General features: G+C 35.5%; 25 protein-coding genes. 1 reads left to right on the forward strand and 24 read right to left on the reverse strand.

The features are described from left to right. From K5Q11_RS04905 to K5Q11_RS05000, 20 genes are all read right to left on the reverse strand, one after another. Positions 1 to 418 (reverse strand): hypothetical protein (locus tag K5Q11_RS04905; protein WP_220751535.1); only part of this gene is annotated, 418 nt, incomplete at its 3' end. Positions 419 to 610: 192 nt separating this feature from the next. Beyond that, entirely contained in the window at positions 611 to 1804 is a 1194-nt protein-coding gene (locus tag K5Q11_RS04910; RefSeq protein WP_220751536.1) for an RNA-guided endonuclease InsQ/TnpB family protein, read from the reverse strand. After that, positions 1782 to 2375 carry an IS607 family transposase gene (locus K5Q11_RS04915; RefSeq protein WP_220751539.1) on the reverse strand — a complete coding sequence of 198 codons (594 nt, stop codon included), beginning with the start codon at positions 2373 to 2375 and terminating at the stop codon, positions 1782 to 1784. Before K5Q11_RS04915 ends, K5Q11_RS04910 begins: the two co-directional genes overlap by 23 nt. Positions 2376 to 2442: 67 nt before the next feature. Beyond that, on the reverse strand, positions 2443 to 2805 hold the full coding sequence (locus K5Q11_RS04920; protein WP_220751541.1) for a hypothetical protein: 363 nt from the start codon (positions 2803 to 2805) through the stop codon (positions 2443 to 2445). A 9-nt stretch (positions 2806 to 2814) separates the two neighbouring features. Continuing rightward, positions 2815 to 3294, reverse strand: coding sequence for a phage neck terminator protein (locus tag K5Q11_RS04925; RefSeq protein ID WP_220751542.1), 480 nt, complete (start codon positions 3292 to 3294; stop codon positions 2815 to 2817). Beyond that, positions 3291 to 3635: a hypothetical protein gene (locus K5Q11_RS04930; protein ID WP_220751544.1), complete on the reverse strand. Its 345-nt coding sequence runs from the start codon at positions 3633 to 3635 to the stop codon at positions 3291 to 3293. Before K5Q11_RS04930 ends, K5Q11_RS04925 begins: the two co-directional genes overlap by 4 nt. A gap of 29 nt (positions 3636 to 3664) precedes the next feature. Next, positions 3665 to 3955, reverse strand: a complete 291-nt coding sequence (locus K5Q11_RS04935; RefSeq protein WP_220751546.1) for a hypothetical protein — start codon at positions 3953 to 3955, stop codon at positions 3665 to 3667. 11 nt (positions 3956 to 3966) lie between these two features. After that, a complete protein-coding gene (locus K5Q11_RS04940; RefSeq protein WP_220751548.1) occupies positions 3967 to 4374 on the reverse strand; it encodes a hypothetical protein in 408 nt (135 codons plus the stop codon). Between the two features lie 107 nt (positions 4375 to 4481). Next, entirely contained in the window at positions 4482 to 4832 is a 351-nt protein-coding gene (locus K5Q11_RS04945; RefSeq protein ID WP_220751550.1) for a DUF4054 domain-containing protein, read from the reverse strand. Between the two features lie 5 nt (positions 4833 to 4837). Next, on the reverse strand, positions 4838 to 5032 hold the full coding sequence (locus K5Q11_RS04950; protein ID WP_220751552.1) for a hypothetical protein: 195 nt from the start codon (positions 5030 to 5032) through the stop codon (positions 4838 to 4840). A gap of 15 nt (positions 5033 to 5047) precedes the next feature. Beyond that, positions 5048 to 6289: a major capsid protein gene (locus K5Q11_RS04955; RefSeq protein WP_220751554.1), complete on the reverse strand. Its 1242-nt coding sequence runs from the start codon at positions 6287 to 6289 to the stop codon at positions 5048 to 5050. Between the two features lie 14 nt (positions 6290 to 6303). After that, a complete protein-coding gene (locus K5Q11_RS04960; RefSeq protein ID WP_220751556.1) occupies positions 6304 to 6666 on the reverse strand; it encodes a hypothetical protein in 363 nt (120 codons plus the stop codon). A gap of 12 nt (positions 6667 to 6678) precedes the next feature. Continuing rightward, positions 6679 to 7257: a capsid assembly scaffolding protein Gp46 family protein gene (locus K5Q11_RS04965; RefSeq protein ID WP_220751558.1), complete on the reverse strand. Its 579-nt coding sequence runs from the start codon at positions 7255 to 7257 to the stop codon at positions 6679 to 6681. A gap of 15 nt (positions 7258 to 7272) precedes the next feature. Then, complete coding sequence (locus tag K5Q11_RS04970; RefSeq protein ID WP_220751561.1) at positions 7273 to 8202, reverse strand: hypothetical protein; 930 nt, start codon at positions 8200 to 8202, stop codon at positions 7273 to 7275. Then, positions 8195 to 9766 carry a phage portal protein gene (locus tag K5Q11_RS04975; protein ID WP_220751563.1) on the reverse strand — a complete coding sequence of 524 codons (1572 nt, stop codon included), beginning with the start codon at positions 9764 to 9766 and terminating at the stop codon, positions 8195 to 8197. The genes K5Q11_RS04970 and K5Q11_RS04975 overlap by 8 nt, the downstream gene beginning before the upstream one ends. Positions 9767 to 9780: 14 nt before the next feature. Beyond that, positions 9781 to 11247, reverse strand: coding sequence for a phage terminase large subunit (gene terL, locus K5Q11_RS04980; protein ID WP_220751565.1), 1467 nt, complete (start codon positions 11245 to 11247; stop codon positions 9781 to 9783). Between the two features lie 13 nt (positions 11248 to 11260). Then, positions 11261 to 11770: a terminase small subunit gene (locus tag K5Q11_RS04985; protein WP_220751567.1), complete on the reverse strand. Its 510-nt coding sequence runs from the start codon at positions 11768 to 11770 to the stop codon at positions 11261 to 11263. A gap of 77 nt (positions 11771 to 11847) precedes the next feature. After that, positions 11848 to 12189 (reverse strand): hypothetical protein, encoded by a 342-nt coding sequence (locus K5Q11_RS04990; protein WP_220751569.1) that lies wholly within the window; start codon positions 12187 to 12189, stop codon positions 11848 to 11850. Positions 12190 to 12462: 273 nt separating this feature from the next. Continuing rightward, entirely contained in the window at positions 12463 to 12612 is a 150-nt protein-coding gene (locus K5Q11_RS04995) for a hypothetical protein (RefSeq protein ID WP_220751571.1), read from the reverse strand. Positions 12613 to 12695: 83 nt separating this feature from the next. Continuing rightward, positions 12696 to 12881 carry a hypothetical protein gene (locus K5Q11_RS05000; protein ID WP_220751573.1) on the reverse strand — a complete coding sequence of 62 codons (186 nt, stop codon included), beginning with the start codon at positions 12879 to 12881 and terminating at the stop codon, positions 12696 to 12698. A gap of 416 nt (positions 12882 to 13297) precedes the next feature. On the opposite strand from K5Q11_RS05000, the gene K5Q11_RS07540 reads away from it, so the two are divergent. After that, positions 13298 to 13423 (forward strand): hypothetical protein, encoded by a 126-nt coding sequence (locus K5Q11_RS07540; protein WP_285289896.1) that lies wholly within the window; start codon positions 13298 to 13300, stop codon positions 13421 to 13423. A 700-nt stretch (positions 13424 to 14123) separates the two neighbouring features. Here K5Q11_RS07540 and K5Q11_RS05005 read toward each other — a convergent pair. The 4 genes from K5Q11_RS05005 to K5Q11_RS05020 are packed head-to-tail and all read right to left on the reverse strand — an operon-like array spanning position 14124 to position 15315. Then, the gene (locus K5Q11_RS05005; RefSeq protein WP_220751575.1) at positions 14124 to 14609 is read right to left on the reverse strand and encodes a DUF1492 domain-containing protein; all 486 of its coding nucleotides are present in this window, start codon (positions 14607 to 14609) and stop codon (positions 14124 to 14126) included. Between the two features lie 20 nt (positions 14610 to 14629). Beyond that, the gene (locus tag K5Q11_RS05010) at positions 14630 to 14878 is read right to left on the reverse strand and encodes a hypothetical protein (RefSeq protein WP_220751577.1); all 249 of its coding nucleotides are present in this window, start codon (positions 14876 to 14878) and stop codon (positions 14630 to 14632) included. Between the two features lie 2 nt (positions 14879 to 14880). Next, positions 14881 to 15066, reverse strand: coding sequence for a hypothetical protein (locus K5Q11_RS05015; protein WP_220751579.1), 186 nt, complete (start codon positions 15064 to 15066; stop codon positions 14881 to 14883). After that, positions 15067 to 15315 carry a hypothetical protein gene (locus K5Q11_RS05020; RefSeq protein WP_220751581.1) on the reverse strand — a complete coding sequence of 83 codons (249 nt, stop codon included), beginning with the start codon at positions 15313 to 15315 and terminating at the stop codon, positions 15067 to 15069. Positions 15316 to 15318: the final 3 nt, after the last annotated feature.

Here is a 15318-nt window from a genome sequence, read left to right on the forward strand (position 1 = left end):
TTCCTTTCATTTTAGCTAATTGTGATAGTAGCATTGCTTGTTGTTGCTTTAGTTGCGTGTTTTCCAATTGTGATTTAGCGATATTTGATAGCAATTGAGCTTGCCCTTGAGTTAATTGGTTATTCATCATTTGCAATTTTGCATTTTGAACTAAAAGTTGAGCTTGACCTGCTTTTAAATTTGGATTGTCGATAAACAGTTGCGTGATGTCGTCATAGCGTGGTGGCACGCTGTCATCAATCACTGATTTAGTTTTCGGTATCATGTCTTCAGACATGCCAGCATCTTTTTGAGCTTTAATTTCATCATCGGATAGTGGCACATCTTTGAATTTTACGACCTTTTGGCCATAGAACGTGACGTTACCATATACTACCGGTTCTAGGTCAAAAGCCCCTTCATCGTTTTTTTTATCCATTATTGCGTGTATTTCTTGCATGCTATCATCTGCTTTCCAAAGTATATATAAATGTAGACATTATTAGATTTGCCTACCATACTTTTAGTCATCACCGTCAACATTAATATTCTGATTTGGCAACTTGTGCCTTACCACATTGATTAACTCTTGTGATATTTTTATGGGTAAAGCCTACCCATGTATAAGAGTTTATTTTCCAAGTAAACTCATTGTTTTATCGTTGTACTTAATTAAGTTATTTACTGCATTTTCATCTCTATCTAAAATGACACCGCAGTTATAACAATAGTATTTTTGGTGGTTATGGTGAATTGAATCACCGCTTAATGTTTGTTTACCACCATAAGTTTCATTGGTTTTTCTAAAACCACAATTACTACAAAGTTGTGTTGATGGATATAGTCTATCTACTACAACTAGGTTTCGGTTATACCATGCACACTTATAAGTTAATATTTCTCTTAACTTTCCAAAGAGAGAACGTTGTAAATTTTTCCCCATTTTCTTACTCATAGTCATTGCTCGTACATCTAAATCTTCAATATGAATTTCCGAGTATTCTGCAATAATTTTTGTAGTGAATTTTTGTAAGATGTCATTTTGCAATCTTGAAACTTTAAGATAGTTCAATCTAAGTTTGGTTTTCACTTTGTTATATCTTATAGTTTTAAAATTGTTAGGATTTGCTAAACGTTTCTTAGCCAATAAGCGTTGATAGTAGGTAATTCTTTTATAGTAACGTTCTAGTTTCTTTGGGTATATATTAATTGATTTCCCGTCATTATAATTAAAATGTTTGACATTCACATCAACCCCAACAACTCTATCTAGTTTAGGTAAATTTTTGTTATCCTCAGTTTCAAATGATAGAGAGGCGTATACCCCATCAGGTAACTCAGTTATCGTGCATATTTTAAGTGTTCCAGTAAATCTAACTGGTTCAATTAGTTTGATTGGATACCATTCTGATTTATCAATTTCTTTAGGCTTATCTAATACTAATTTACCCTTTACCAGTCTTGCTCTATCAGTTGTAAATGTTGGTTTATAATTCTTTTTACTTTTGAATTTGGGTTTCATGTGATTAGACATTTTAGGATTGAAGTAATTTTTCCATGCCTTGTCTAATTGAGAAACTGTTTGTTGTAGCACCCTAGCAGAACGTTGGAACTGCCAATCGGCTTTGTTAAAAACTAATTCATTACGAACTTTAGCTCCGCTAGGTCTTAATTTTTTATCATTCAAAATAAGAGAACTATCATACATTTCATTCCATAAATTGAGCGATTGATTCCAAATGTATCTTCTATAATTAAATAAATCGTTAATCACTTTTGTCATATGACTATTTGGTTGTATCTTAATCTTTTGAGTTTTTATCATTGGATAAACCCTTTCGATATTTTCTCAAACCATAAGAACGACAACTAAAAACGTGAATAATATTAATTAAATCTTCAGTGAGTTCTTGCTCTGGGCTAAGTTTTTTATTATTAACAACCACAATCTTTGTACCGAATTTATTACAAAAGCATTCAAACCAATCAAAACCAAAACGTATAAATCTATCTGGATAGGCAATATAAATATTTTCAATGTTACCAGATATAACGTCATCTAATAATTTATTCCATTTTTTGCGGTTATAATTTAACCCACTACCAATATCAGTAATAACTTGAGAAATGATAACGCCTCTTGCATTACAGTAAGTTTGTAAAAAATCTACTTGGTTCTCCAAGTCATCCTTTTGATTAGCTGTAGAAACACGGGCGTATATCACACTAATCTTATTGTTATTTGAGTTGATACCCATTATTTGATTATATTGGTCTTCTGTATAGAACCTACGGTTAGTAGGGGTTCGATGAGCAATTAATTTACCTGCATTATCCCAACGCTGTAGTGTCTTTACAGTCTTTCCAATACGTTTTCCAAATTCTTTTGGCGACATAAATAATCATCCTTTTTTTATTAAGATGATTATATTGTACCACTAAAGTACATCTTTGGGTATATTTTTAATAACTATTCATCCCTCCAACACCTGCAGCAGGTTGGTCACTTTGAGAAGCATTCATATCAATAACTTTAGTTCCAGCATTTGATGTACCGGATTGAATTGCTGGTGCTGGAACTTGATCAGTGTATGTGATAACTTGAATAGCTTCAGGTGCGTTATCTTGATTAAAGATTGCTTCAGCTGCTTTATAAGTTGAAGTATTTTCATCAAAATCAACCATTAAATCTGGTAGATAAGTATAAGTTTTGAAACTTTGCTTATTACCTTTAGTGAAGATAGCAATCTTTTTAAAGTCTTTGCTAATTTGTGGATGTGTAATATCAATCGATACATACACATCAGTAGTTTTAGGTACTAACATATGAACCTCCTAATTATTTATAAACTCTTTATTTTCTTGGAAATCATCTTTGATACGCAAGCGAACTTGAAAACCGGCTGAGCGTTCAACCTGCATGGATATGATGTTGGTCGTATCGGTTATATCGCTGACGTCTACAATTGGAAAACTATTTGAGAAAGCCCAATTTTTGATATCGGAAATAGTAAAGAACTTTCTTAAGTTGTTAGCCAAAGTAGCAGCACCAGTGGAGCCGGCGAACATATCATCATCAGAAGTAGCAACGTCAGATACATGGGCATCATATTCAATTAGCATTTCAAAGACTTCACCACTTACATTGTCGGTTGCACCGATACCAATGTGGGCATTGATAATCTCGTAAGTAAAAAATGGGTATTCACTTGCTTCTCCCTGTGTTCCCTGAGAGATAGCTGAATAGCCCATTTTTTCGTTCATCTTATCGTTTATCTTTGCCATTAATTCATTGTAATTAAACGCTTGTATCATCTTGTCACCGCCTTTAACGCATAAATAGTTACGCCAGCATAACCGTCATAGTTAGTTTTGTTAGCGATTTTATATTTCACTTGGGTAGTATCGTCAGTTACCTCATCGCCAATATTGAACTCACTATGCTTGGAGTACCAACTTGCATCAAATAGTTGTATTTGCCCACCAGTCGAGTAATCAAATTTTTCTTGCGTGTCGTTTGGGATAATTGGCTCTTCAAATGTATTTTTGACATCAGGGCCTTCAACCCAATTACCAGCTTTATTCGTATGACCAGCACTTTTATGTTTAACAACGGTCACTGTACCAACGGTAAAATCGTCTAGCAGGCTCTGCATATCATCAAAAATCATCTAAAGCCCCCTAACTATTCTCCTTCTGTAACTGTTGCACCGTCATTAGTAGCGTCTACTTTTAAATTTGTAGGTGCGCCGGCTTTTTGTTCCATTACAGTAAAGCCGGGCAAATCAACTGCATCAGAGTCAGCCAATTTACCTTCTGAGTCATGGTTTAAAGCAATGTAGTCACCAGTTTGTACTACTGTACCAGCTGGCAAACCAGTAATTACAGCAGTGTTACCTGCTAGTTCAGTTCCTTCAAATAAAGGAGCTTCGTTCTTTGTATCTGCGCCTTTTTTGTAAATTCTCAATAAAATCATAATATTTCCTCCTATTTTTCTATAATCTGATATGAAATAGATGCTCTTAACTTACCCTTATCAATCAAAGGATCATCACGTCCTTTATTCTGGATAGTCAGCGGAGCATTACTTGGGCTTTTCCAGTCCGTCATTTCCTGTTTCATCTGCTGGACAATGCTTCGACCTAAGTTGTTCATAATATCGTTTGCAGTAACATTTGGTTCACTTGCTATCCGCATTGCTCCGGTTTCCATGTAATTAATCCAACGCTGTTCATTATCCATAATCGTTTTTTCCATGAACCGTCTAGCTGGTATAACAACAGACTCTTTGAATACATAGCCTGTTCTACCGTTAGGTAAACGTACTGGAATCCGCAATTTAGGATAATTTTTCGCATGAATATGGCACCCGTTGTTATTAACGATAGCTATCATTTGCAGAAAACTGCCGGATTTATCCAACACCCCAACTCGTAATTCAGAGTGGTTGAGTTTATCGTACTCAGCCATCGCATGTTGCATATAATCAAATTCTGCCATGATTAAAACCCATATAAAGTAGTGCCACTATTACTCAAATCGTATTGATTACATAAACGATTGAACTCATCTAAGAACTCATCATCATTTTTAGATGTGTCAGCGTATGTTTCAGTAAGTTGGCCTAGTTTTTTGCTTGTAACGTTGTTAGAAGTAGCGTTCGTCATCAAGTGACATGCCCATAAGCGAACCAGTGTACTAGCAACGACTTTAGGTGGATTAAGTGGGCTAACGTAGATAACCGCACGATTAACATAGTCAGTCAAAAGATTGTCATCGTCTAACTTTTTAGTTAAATCGGTGTTATACACACGAATATCTTTGACAATTTCATTAACTTTCAAATCGTCCATAACTATCAGTCCTCTACTTCTTGAATTACTGGACCGTCAAAATTATCATTTGGTCCATCTTCTTTAGTAAGTTCTGTTAGGCGGTCTTTTACCTGCGCACCAGCGTACTGTTTATAAGGGTATTCGTCGCCTTTACGATAGATATGGTTACCACTGTTACTGTTAGAATCGACAAAATCACGAATTACTTTAAAACTCATAACTTAGCCCCCTAACTATGCCTTTGGTGGTGTAGTTTGACCGCTGTTACCGTTTGATTGGCTATTATCGGTTTTAGGAGCTGAACCATTGTCTGAGCTTTGACCAGTAACGTTCATTCTAAAGATTTGAGTTGCTCCTTCTAGTGAAGGTAAAACGTTCATTGAAGTAATATCTTCTGTGCGGTAGTATTTGTCATTTTGGTATTCATGGAATGCAACACCAGTATCAAATAGTTGAACACTTCCGGCTGGGAACTTGCCACTTCTCATACCATATTCTTCTGGTGTTGGAGCAAAGTTCATTTTTCCAACAGTTTGCATTCCACCACCAGTTGTAACGACTGGGCGAGCTAGGCTAGTTGGAATTAAGAAAGCTGCATCTGGTAGTGGAGCATTCATTAAAACAACTTTTCCATCTGGAATATAGCTATGGAAACCTTGATTAGAGTGTTGACGATCATCAACATCACTATCTTGATATTGACCGTCATAGCAGACGATGTTTAACTTAAAGATTTGTGCAAAGAAGTCACCAACTTGTGAATCAAAAAGTTCACCATTAGCAATATTGATGTTTTGTGTTGGTACGGTTGATTTTAATTTTTCGGAAGATTGTAACCAACGGAAAGTGTTGGTATTCATGATGATTTGATTTGGTTTTAAGCCAAATTTGCGCATTTCATCCAACGCCATGCGGATATCTTTCATAACATTGGCTTCTTTTGCGTCAGACCAATCAGTAGTAGCATCTTGTTGGAATTCTTGTTTACCACCATAGTCTAGTTGTAGATGAATTCCGTTTGAGTGCATATCAATTTTTCCATTCATCAAAGCTTGCATACCTAACCATTCACGTCTAGCACGCATACTGGATAAACCTTTAGTCTTATCATCGAATAGGTTACCGATTAAAGTTGCTAAGTAAGCGTCATCGTTATTAGCGTATGCTTGTTCAATTTCCATGATGTCGGATTCGTTTAGAACACTTTCATCACGGAAGAATTGAGTTGAGAAAAGTTGTTCTTGGAAATCATCACGATTAGTTGGTAGTGATTGAGCATCGTAATTTGAAGCGTTAGCTAAAACCGGTGCAGAAACACTTGTTTGTAGGTATTTTAAAGCGTTTGAACCAATTTTTTGCGCTGGAAAGTAGTTTTCAGATAAGTAAGGCGCTTCAGTTAAAACCTTGTGTTCATAGTAAGCACCCATGTTGTTTAAACTGAGTAAATCAGTTAGTGTCAATGGATTTGTTGGCATTTTTTCAACTCCTTTTATTTAATAAATGTGATTTTAGGTAAAGCTTTAACGATTGCATCTGTGTACATTTTTTGTACATCTGAATCAGCATTTGATAAAACAATATCGCCTTCAATGATGACAGTTGCACTAGCAGGACCGTTAGTAACGTCAACGTCGTGCATTAAAACTGCATCTGGTGTAGCACTAGGTTGTAAAACTTGGTCTCTGTTCATCAAAAATGAAGATGCAGCCCCCATCGGTGTACCAGCTTTAATAATTTTGCGGTTATTGTTATCAACAGTAGCGTTAGGATTATCTACTGTAGCTGGTAGAGTTAAAGAGTTAGCAAAGTTGAATAGTAACTCTCTAGCAGTTCCATATTTTTTAACTTGCATTCGTGTTCCTCCTTATTTTTTAGCAATTCCTTTAGATTTATAAACCAAGTTCATAAAATCATCGCTATTTTTAAATTGGCTAGATTTAGCTTGGAAACCTGTATCAGTACTTTTGGTGTTAGCCTTAACAGTGTCAACGAATTTTTTAACGTTAGCTTTAGTTGATTCTTCATCTTTACCGACTAAGGAATCTACAATGCCATCAATATTGACGTTACTGTTTTTAGCTTCCGTCTTGGCAAGGTTCAATAAGTTTTGGTGGGCTTCTTTAGCTTTATACTCAGATAATTCTTTTTCAGCCTTAGTCAATCGGTCACCAAACTCTTTACTTGGGTCTACATTTTGACCTTTATTGGTGTTTTGGCCTTCAACTTTTGGTTCGGTGCCTTTATTGTTTTCACCTTGACTACTAGTATTTTGTGCTTTTAACACAGCATCTAGCTTGGAACTAAAGTCGTTGAATTGATTAGTCAACTTTTGAAAGTCTTCAAAGCTAACGTTTTTGTGCGTGTTTTCACCGCCACCTTGTCCACCGTTATCTTTTGGACCTTCACCTTGACCAGTATTTGTTGGATCAGTTGGTTCTGCCATAATTTTCACTCCCTTTTATCTTTTAGAATATGCTGGGCTTGGAAAACAGACACAGCCCCAATGTGGGCGGTCTGGATAGTCCTCTTTAGCGTAAGGACTGCCACTAGCTAGATCATCGCAAATATCGCTATGACTATGCGTGCTTGCCAAATTCCAATTGAATGAATCGACTGCATATCTACCAAAAACATCATCAGCGGCAGATATACCGAACCTAGTTTTTTCTTGATTTATCAGTTGATTTTTATAGAAATTCTTCGTTTTATTGAAGATAGTTGCGACTGAGTTAGGACTGGTCGTAAATTCTTTGAACAATTTATTGACCATATAAGCCTGCGTGATACCAATCATTAAACCTTTGTTAACTGCATCATTAGTCTGATTGGTTAACTTATCGTTTTTAATCCACACTCGTTGATCAACAGTCAAATCATAGTTTTTCTGCTTTAACAGAGTGTTAGCCTGCTTCATGATTTGGTCATCTGTATAGTCTTTCGCTGAACGATAGCCCATAGCGCGTGCTTCTCGTTCTTGAAAATTCATAGCGTATTGATACTCATTCACTAATGAGTTGCCAAGATAGTTAATAACTTTTTTAGAGTGCGCAGCAATAACAATTGCGGTGATTGCGTTTAATAAGTTCTGCTTATCTAATCCTGCTATCTTTTTGGCTTTATCCAATCTTAGAGAACCTTCTTCATCAGTAACTAATGGCTTTGAGAACTGATTTAACACGCTTCTAAATAAGTCATAGTCACGTGAACTAACATTTCTTCTTAAATCACTAACAGAAAGAACTCCATCGGTATTTTCGGCATTAAAAAAACGCATTAGATAACTTTTAAAGCTACCCTGTGCGCTGTCATATAAATTATTTATAAAAATATTGTCATTAATTATGCCTGTTATTAGCTGTTGCGAACGTATTTTCGCATTACTACTCATTATTATCACGACCATTATTGCTATCGCTACCGTCATCATTATTAGTTGGATAGTCACCGTCATTACTGCCATTAGCATTACCAAAATCTATAGTGTTTGCTTTCTTTTCTGCGGTGATTTGTTCCATTTCTTGTGGAACATTTTCAACATTAGATAAGTAAGATAGCAATGTTTGTAGTGACACGATTCCGTTTAAGTTTTTAACGATATTACTTTCATCAAGTAATGAGTGCGGAATGTTTGGCGTGAATTTGATTTGAATATCGTTAACTACATCTTCCGCTTTCATACCGTCTAAACAGTCACATTTAGTCATCATTATGGACAATAACTGTTTAAAAGCGTTAGTCATCTTTCTAGCTTTGGAGTCTGCCAGCATGACCATAGGCTGTAGCTTTTTACCTAAAGCATCTCCACTAGCAGTTGCTCCAAGCTGTGGGTCAGATAGATTGATAATCTGTGCATTTTGGTAGATTTGAGAAGTCACTCTATCCATAAAATGTTCTTGTTGCGTGTCATTCTGCGGTTTTTCAAGGAATTTCGCATCGATACCAGCCAAATCACTAGCGTTATCATCAGCCTGTAAAATGTGCCAACGCTTAATCGTCTTACGTTGCTCTGAGTCCAGCTTTTTAAAGCCTTTAAGGAACAACAAAGCGTTACTAAAATATTCAACATCGTTGAACTTAAGAGAGTATGCACGGTCTAGCTTATCGATAGCGGAGATAGCATCATCAAACATACCTAAGCGTTCATCATTTTCTGGTAACTCTGCAACTGGGATTGTTTCCAATGGATTTGGTTGCTTTAAATTCTTCATCTTGGAAACATCTGACAAGTCTTCAGAACTAAAGTTATATATGCTATCGGCTGTATATAAAGTTCCAAAAAAGTTGCTGCCGACTTGGTTAAAGTAGATAGCAAACTTAGGGTTCGAAGCCAATTTATTGTCATACACCATCAAACACTGTTCTGGTGACACATCGTTAAACTTAATATCTTTTTTATCGTCTAAATAAGCGATTAAGTAACTCCTGCCATATATATCAGCTTTCTTGCTTAACTCAAATAAAACATCTGAGTAGTGACTGCTATTCAACGCATTACTTAACCAGTCATTAATGGCTTTGCTTTTATCATCTAGTGGAGAATTTACTGATTGGCCGCTAGGTACATAATTGATTTTGGCTGGTATTCCAGCAAAAAAACCTGCAAAAGTGTTAACCATGTTCTTAGGCAAATTAATACCCATATTGGTTTCTCTTTTTTGCATAAGCTTGTTAAAAGACCGCTTGTGTAGAACTGCATGGTCGCCTTTATAAACCTGCATTTTTTCATGATAAACCTGTACTAGTGCGGCATAACCGCATAGTAGTTGATTTACTTGTCCTAAATTGTTTTCAATATCAAAATCTGGAGAGCAACGCAAAACATCGTTGTCATCAAAGTAGATATCATCAGTTAAATATGGCGAGTTAACACCATTTTGGTTTAAAAAACCGCTGATAAAACGGTTAGGATTATTCCGATTAAATGTAAAACCGTTAGGATCAAATACTCCCAATTATTTCGCCTCCTTTAAAATAAATCAAAATAATCATCGTCCCCATATGTGATAGCACTAACACCACCGTTAGCAGACTCTTGAGATAAAGCTTGTGTCATCGAATCCACTTCATCATCGTGTTCCATATTAGGAAAGCCAAACCACTCATCTAACATCTCACGAACCCACGGTTGCCAACTAGGGTGTGGCAGATAAACGTTTCCTGCTTCAAAGAAAGGTACAACCACGTTAGCACGTGTTACTTTATCACCGTGTGGAATCACTGGCTTAATACCACTAACTGCATTTCTAATTGTGTTCATGATTGCCGAACCGTTCGCCTTATCTTCAATATAAATTGCGTGTGCTTCTGGTTGGCGATTGTGCATAGCCATGATTGCTTGAAGCTGTTGGTTAAAGCCCATGCGGTCATGCACACGGTCAAGCAAATAAAAATTACTACCCTGTTTTCCCCACGTTTGCCCAGCTACATAATCAGAAGTATCACTGGCAGTAAAGGTTAAATCCCAACTAGACCAACGTTTATCTAGTCTAGGCAGTATAGCGGTCTTACCGTCATTTTGTAGTCCTAAACGTTCAGCAGTTGCACCATCTGGAACGTAGTAGTTAATATCACTTTCTTTGAAAATATTCCCACCATTTTGAACTGGACGTTGTTGATACAACGCCGCCCAAACTCGACTACCAGCGGTCTTTTTAATCTGCTCTGCCCACTTAACACCCTTAGACATTGGTGGGAACGGACACAAAGGTTGGCCAACTGAACGCCCTAAAATGTCGTTTTCTTCTGACAACTCTGGCAATCTAATTTCTTCCCACGGATAACTCATTTCCTTTAAAAGCCTGCCTGCTAGGTCATCAACATTCCACCTAGTCATAATCACAATTATTGATGCATCGTGACTTAAACGTGAAGTAAAACTGGCTTGCCACTCGTCCCAAATCTTATCTCTTTGGTTAGCAGAGTTAGCTTCTGCCATATTTTTCAATGGATCATCGATAATTAAAAGGTCAGCATGCTTACCAGTCGCGCTACCTAAAATAGTGGTAGCGTGCATAGCACCTTTATGGTTCTCAATCTGCCACTCGTTTTGTGTATGCTTCTTTGGGTCCACGTTAAGTCCATACATTGGACCGGCAAACTCATTGAACTTAGACAAGTTAAAACGTCCAAACTTCTGTACGAGTGAGTCAGAATAAGATGCAATCATAACTTCTTTATCTGGATTATTCATAAGATAATAACTTGGAAAAGTTTCACTAATTGTGGTTGATTTACCATGTTGTGGTGGCATTTCGACAATGTAACACTTACGTTCCCCATCAACTATCTTCTGCAGTTTATCGCAAATTAGTTGCGTATGCGGAAACAATTCGAACTGATAATCGTGTGCAAGTTCAAAATAATCAGCGTATGAACGCCTTGCTAACTCATATCTAGCAGCTTGTTTAAGCAGCTTCTCTGTTTGCACGTCCATACACTCATCTCCTTTAATCATCAGTTTGTTTATAATCAAATTTCTTTTTCTGCTTTGCGTCCGCTAAGGCTTCTAGCTTATCTGCAGGCAACTTATTTAAGTTCTGTAACTCAATCGAGCCAGATACAGTTGTTTCCTTTTTGTCGGTGAACATAGCGTATTTTTTACCAATCAGTTCAGCGGCTTTTAACCTATCCTTGATTGATGCATCTACGCTAAACACTTCTCCACCGGTGCCGATTGTGTCTTGCTCTTGACCATATAACACGCGTGATAAGAACTTCATAACGTCTTCGGCGCTGGCAATCTTTTCATCACTCATATCAGCCATAACAGCCTGTATGTATTTTTTAATTGGTTCCTTATCCAAGTTTTCGCTACCAATGGATTTAGCTGTTCTCTTTGAATAGCCAGCTCTAATTGCAGCATCAGTTCCGTTTCCACTTTTAATGTATTCATCGGCAAATTTTAACTGTTTAGGTGTTAGTGCGTTGCGTAGTACTGTTATGTTTATATCCGACATGCGTATTCTCCTTTCGTATTTATTTATATGTATTAAAAAAGCACTCAGATGAGTGCTAATTTGTTTATATATTCATCTTAAACGTTTCTATCGCCTTTTATATCAGCATATCCTACAGCTTGATTAGGCAAATTGTCCTCCAATTTAGATAATATTCTAAGTGAAGTAGATATTGGGACTTCGTTAATTGCCAATATATTAACTATAGATAAAGCTACTTGATCTTCATGTATTAAGTTTATTTTTTTGCCATCTTCAATTTTGATTGCTTTGCTATTATGCAAAGTTCCACCGATAACCCTATTAAATTTTTTACTTACATCATATAAACGATGAATATCTTTTAATTTATTGTTTTTATTATGTTCAAAAAAATGAATTCCTTTATTAATACTTTTAATCGCTTCTTTTTTGTTCATTTGAATCACTCCATATTTTTGTATTTTGTCTCAAAATCACTCCATTTTTTCTCATTTTTGGACTAATTTTGTGCCAACTTGCTATAAATCCCAGTTTAAAGGCATTTTGAATTCCTTAAAACAACCAAAACTAGGAATTGGACTATTTTTTGACTGTAAATCCCAATTCTTTCATTTTGTTTTTAAACCATTTTTCTCCACTGGCTTTTTGTAAAACTTTTTTTATATTGTTCAATGTAAATTTTTCATTTCATCGTCATCATTCTTCAAAGCTTATAAGCCAAACTGTTTGAAAAATTTATCAGCTTCTCGTTTACTTTTTCTATATTCTTTATCCATTTGTTTTTGTTCTTTTTTAACACGCTTACTAAATCTAGTATGTTCTTTTTGCATTTTTGCAAAATCTTTTTCGAAGTTATCCATAAAATCACCCTTTCAAATTAGGTCAGGTTTTGTCAGGTTTTTTCCGACATGCAATTACGTCTATATAATAGGTAGAAACACAATTACAACTTTTCCAACGATTTTAAAGCATATTTCAGCACCTTGATAGCTTCTTTTCTATGGAAATGACCTGTTACATAAAACACCACTTCATCAGCTTCTTTATGCAATTTTTTATTTCTGATATCACGGTCAGCCCTACCGTCTAACTTGTTTTCTATGTTGTCTTTAACTCTTAATGCGTCCAAAGCTATTCTCCTTTCTTTTTAGTTTTTATATGTACATAAAAAGCCTGCACTAAGCAGACTTTATTTTTTGTATAAAAAAAGACGATTGCAATAACTGCAAACGCCTTTATATGTATTCCTCTATCTGCGACCAAACAGATAAAGGAGTAATAAACATGACAGTTAAAAACAACATGTTGGATACCACCCCAACACTAGAGATACGCCAAGCGGACATCTCATTTCTCAACACGTATATAATAACATTAAAGTACAAAAAAATGCAAAACAAATACAAAAAGTTTTTTTAAAAACATTTTTCAAATTACAACAATTTTATAGTAATTTTATTGAAAAATGTTACTATTTAATAGACGTCTTTAAAATAGGGCTACCAACCTTATTGAAACATTAGGCGTTGAAAGGAGGTGCGCTAAGTGAGTATCTCAATAATTTCTCAACAAATTTCATTGAGTGTTTCATTAGACCCAATCACAACATTGGTAATCTTATACTGTATAGTACCAAAGGCTACTAAACGTGTAATGAAACACTTTAAATAGTATTACTATATTTAGATAGTGGTAGCAAGCGACCCAACTATTTAAATAAGATACAATTTCATTAAGAGAGTGCAAATACCAGCACTCTTTTTTTGTAAACAAAAAGCCCTAACATTAAGTCAGGACTTCTGTAGTTTGTGTCAACTCATTAAGGTATTGCTATATCACCTCTTAACCGATTTTGAAAGGAAACTATAGTTACATATAGTATGGCTTATGGCAATAATGCTGACTGTTGGACTTGAACCAACACATATAACTGGGGTTACTGTTCTTCTTGAACTAAGTCAGCACGTTGTCTGCTCACTTTGGCAAGTTACAGACAACATATCCACCACCGTGTCAGAGGTGGACAATGTCTATGCTCTTAGTCAACATAGGCAACTAACACAATTGGACTCGAACCAATATAGCTTTACTACCCTAGTCCTGCTAGGTGTGTCAACTAGTATTACATTAACGAAAGAATGCGTCATCAATGGTCTGCTTTGCTAGGCTACTGGCTAACCTAGCAACACAAACAGTAGGAGTCGAACCTATCAAAACTGCCAATCAGTCTGTCTGTACACTTTTTTAATTTATGGAGAAAATCCGCTCGAAATTGGAATTGAACGTATGTGCAGTAGTCGTGATATCATACTGATATCACTATACATAGTATAGACCCCATCAGTACAAAAAAAGTACAAAGCAAGTACAACTATCTAAAATATTTTATAAATTCAGATACCGCTTCATTCTTGCGATTAAAATACGTTCCTCTTGAATAGTGTAATTTAATAGCTACAAATTCAACCTTGCACTTATTTATATAAGTATCGACCAGTAATACTCGATAGTCATTATCAATGCAATTCAAAGCCTTTTTGACCTTCTTACAGTAACTTCTAGCTTGCATTAATCTCAATATTTTGTCATCTTCAGTGTTTGGCTTATTTTTGCCAGTGATCATTCCATCGTTTTGAACTGCTGGAATTCCTGCTTTTATAATGGCTAAATTTTGTAAGTAACGTTTGAAAATTATTTTAACCTTTTTAAGATTTTTACTATGTGTATCTTCTAAATAGTCAGACAACAGCAAATCTAACTCGTCCATCGTGTTTTTAATTAGCAACACAGTATTTTGTTTACCTTGCTTGTCTGCATATTTTTGAATATCAGCTTTGATTTTAGCACTTAGCTCCATCTATAACACTCCTAAACTTATTATGCTTTTTGTCCTGCTTGACCATTGCCTTGATTTGCTACAACTGGTTGTTTTGGTTGGTTTCTAGCAACTAAATTCCTGAATTTGCTAACTAAATAAGCAATGTTATCTAGTAATTGTATGTCGTTGGTTAAATCATACATGGTCTTTTGCTCTTCAATTTTGGCACTGTAAAAGGTATTCATGTAATCGAAGCTGTGTTTTGATTCCATAAGTCCTAATGTTCGATCCATATTGTTATTATTCATAATTAATCTTCCTTTTCATTTTTATTTTGTAATTTTTGTGTTTCTTTGAAATAGTCCAACTTGCATTGATAACGGTATAAGATACAACTATTAACTCCTGCCACAATAATGTTGGTAATGTATGAAATCATCAGTAGCAACGCTAGTGCAGCCAAAATGCCAACTACAGCTATCTTAATAATATCCACTTAAATCACTTCCTTATGGGGCTTAACGCCTAATGCAGCTAAAGCCTTATCAATATCACTTTCTGCTTTGTCTAGTTCTGATAATTTAATTTTGAACCGCTTGTGATATGCAATGGATTTAAAACGATTTATTCTGCTCTTAGCCTTATATAATTTCTTTCTGGCCAATTTTAAATTAGTATCTGAAACTTCTGGCATAACTTCAATAATGTGGTAATTTTTTATACGATTTAAAGTTTCTTTATCCATAAC

Origin of the sequence: Apilactobacillus xinyiensis (genome assembly GCF_019656235.1) — a bacterium.
Lineage (GTDB): Bacteria > Bacillota > Bacilli > Lactobacillales > Lactobacillaceae > Apilactobacillus > Apilactobacillus xinyiensis.

Bases quoted from the DNA above. Each gene is read 5' to 3' on its own strand.
- K5Q11_RS04995 (WP_220751571.1), bottom strand. From the start codon at position 12,612: ATGGATAACTTCGAAAAAGATTTTGCAAAAATGCAAAAAGAACATACT.
- terL (WP_220751565.1), bottom strand. From the start codon at position 11,247: ATGGACGTGCAAACAGAGAAGCTGCTTAAACAAGCTGCTAGATATGAG.
- K5Q11_RS04990 (WP_220751569.1), bottom strand. From the start codon at position 12,189: ATGAACAAAAAAGAAGCGATTAAAAGTATTAATAAAGGAATTCATTTT.
- K5Q11_RS05010 (WP_220751577.1), bottom strand. From the start codon at position 14,878: ATGAATAATAACAATATGGATCGAACATTAGGACTTATGGAATCAAAA.
- K5Q11_RS04955 (WP_220751554.1), bottom strand. From the start codon at position 6,289: ATGCCAACAAATCCATTGACACTAACTGATTTACTCAGTTTAAACAAC.
- K5Q11_RS04950 (WP_220751552.1), bottom strand. From the start codon at position 5,032: ATGAGTTTTAAAGTAATTCGTGATTTTGTCGATTCTAACAGTAACAGT.
- K5Q11_RS04945 (WP_220751550.1), bottom strand. From the start codon at position 4,832: ATGGACGATTTGAAAGTTAATGAAATTGTCAAAGATATTCGTGTGTAT.
- K5Q11_RS04930 (WP_220751544.1), bottom strand. From the start codon at position 3,635: ATGCAGAGCCTGCTAGACGATTTTACCGTTGGTACAGTGACCGTTGTT.
- K5Q11_RS04935 (WP_220751546.1), bottom strand. From the start codon at position 3,955: ATGATTTTATTGAGAATTTACAAAAAAGGCGCAGATACAAAGAACGAA.
- K5Q11_RS04960 (WP_220751556.1), bottom strand. From the start codon at position 6,666: ATGCAAGTTAAAAAATATGGAACTGCTAGAGAGTTACTATTCAACTTT.
- K5Q11_RS04925 (WP_220751542.1), bottom strand. From the start codon at position 3,294: ATGATACAAGCGTTTAATTACAATGAATTAATGGCAAAGATAAACGAT.
- K5Q11_RS04970 (WP_220751561.1), bottom strand. From the start codon at position 8,202: ATGAGTAGTAATGCGAAAATACGTTCGCAACAGCTAATAACAGGCATA.
- K5Q11_RS05005 (WP_220751575.1), bottom strand. From the start codon at position 14,609: ATGGAGCTAAGTGCTAAAATCAAAGCTGATATTCAAAAATATGCAGAC.
- K5Q11_RS04915 (WP_220751539.1), bottom strand. From the start codon at position 2,375: ATGTCGCCAAAAGAATTTGGAAAACGTATTGGAAAGACTGTAAAGACA.
- K5Q11_RS04910 (WP_220751536.1), bottom strand. From the start codon at position 1,804: ATGATAAAAACTCAAAAGATTAAGATACAACCAAATAGTCATATGACA.
- K5Q11_RS04940 (WP_220751548.1), bottom strand. From the start codon at position 4,374: ATGATAGCTATCGTTAATAACAACGGGTGCCATATTCATGCGAAAAAT.
- K5Q11_RS04965 (WP_220751558.1), bottom strand. From the start codon at position 7,257: ATGGCAGAACCAACTGATCCAACAAATACTGGTCAAGGTGAAGGTCCA.
- K5Q11_RS04985 (WP_220751567.1), bottom strand. From the start codon at position 11,770: ATGTCGGATATAAACATAACAGTACTACGCAACGCACTAACACCTAAA.
- K5Q11_RS04920 (WP_220751541.1), bottom strand. From the start codon at position 2,805: ATGTTAGTACCTAAAACTACTGATGTGTATGTATCGATTGATATTACA.
- K5Q11_RS05020 (WP_220751581.1), bottom strand. From the start codon at position 15,315: ATGGATAAAGAAACTTTAAATCGTATAAAAAATTACCACATTATTGAA.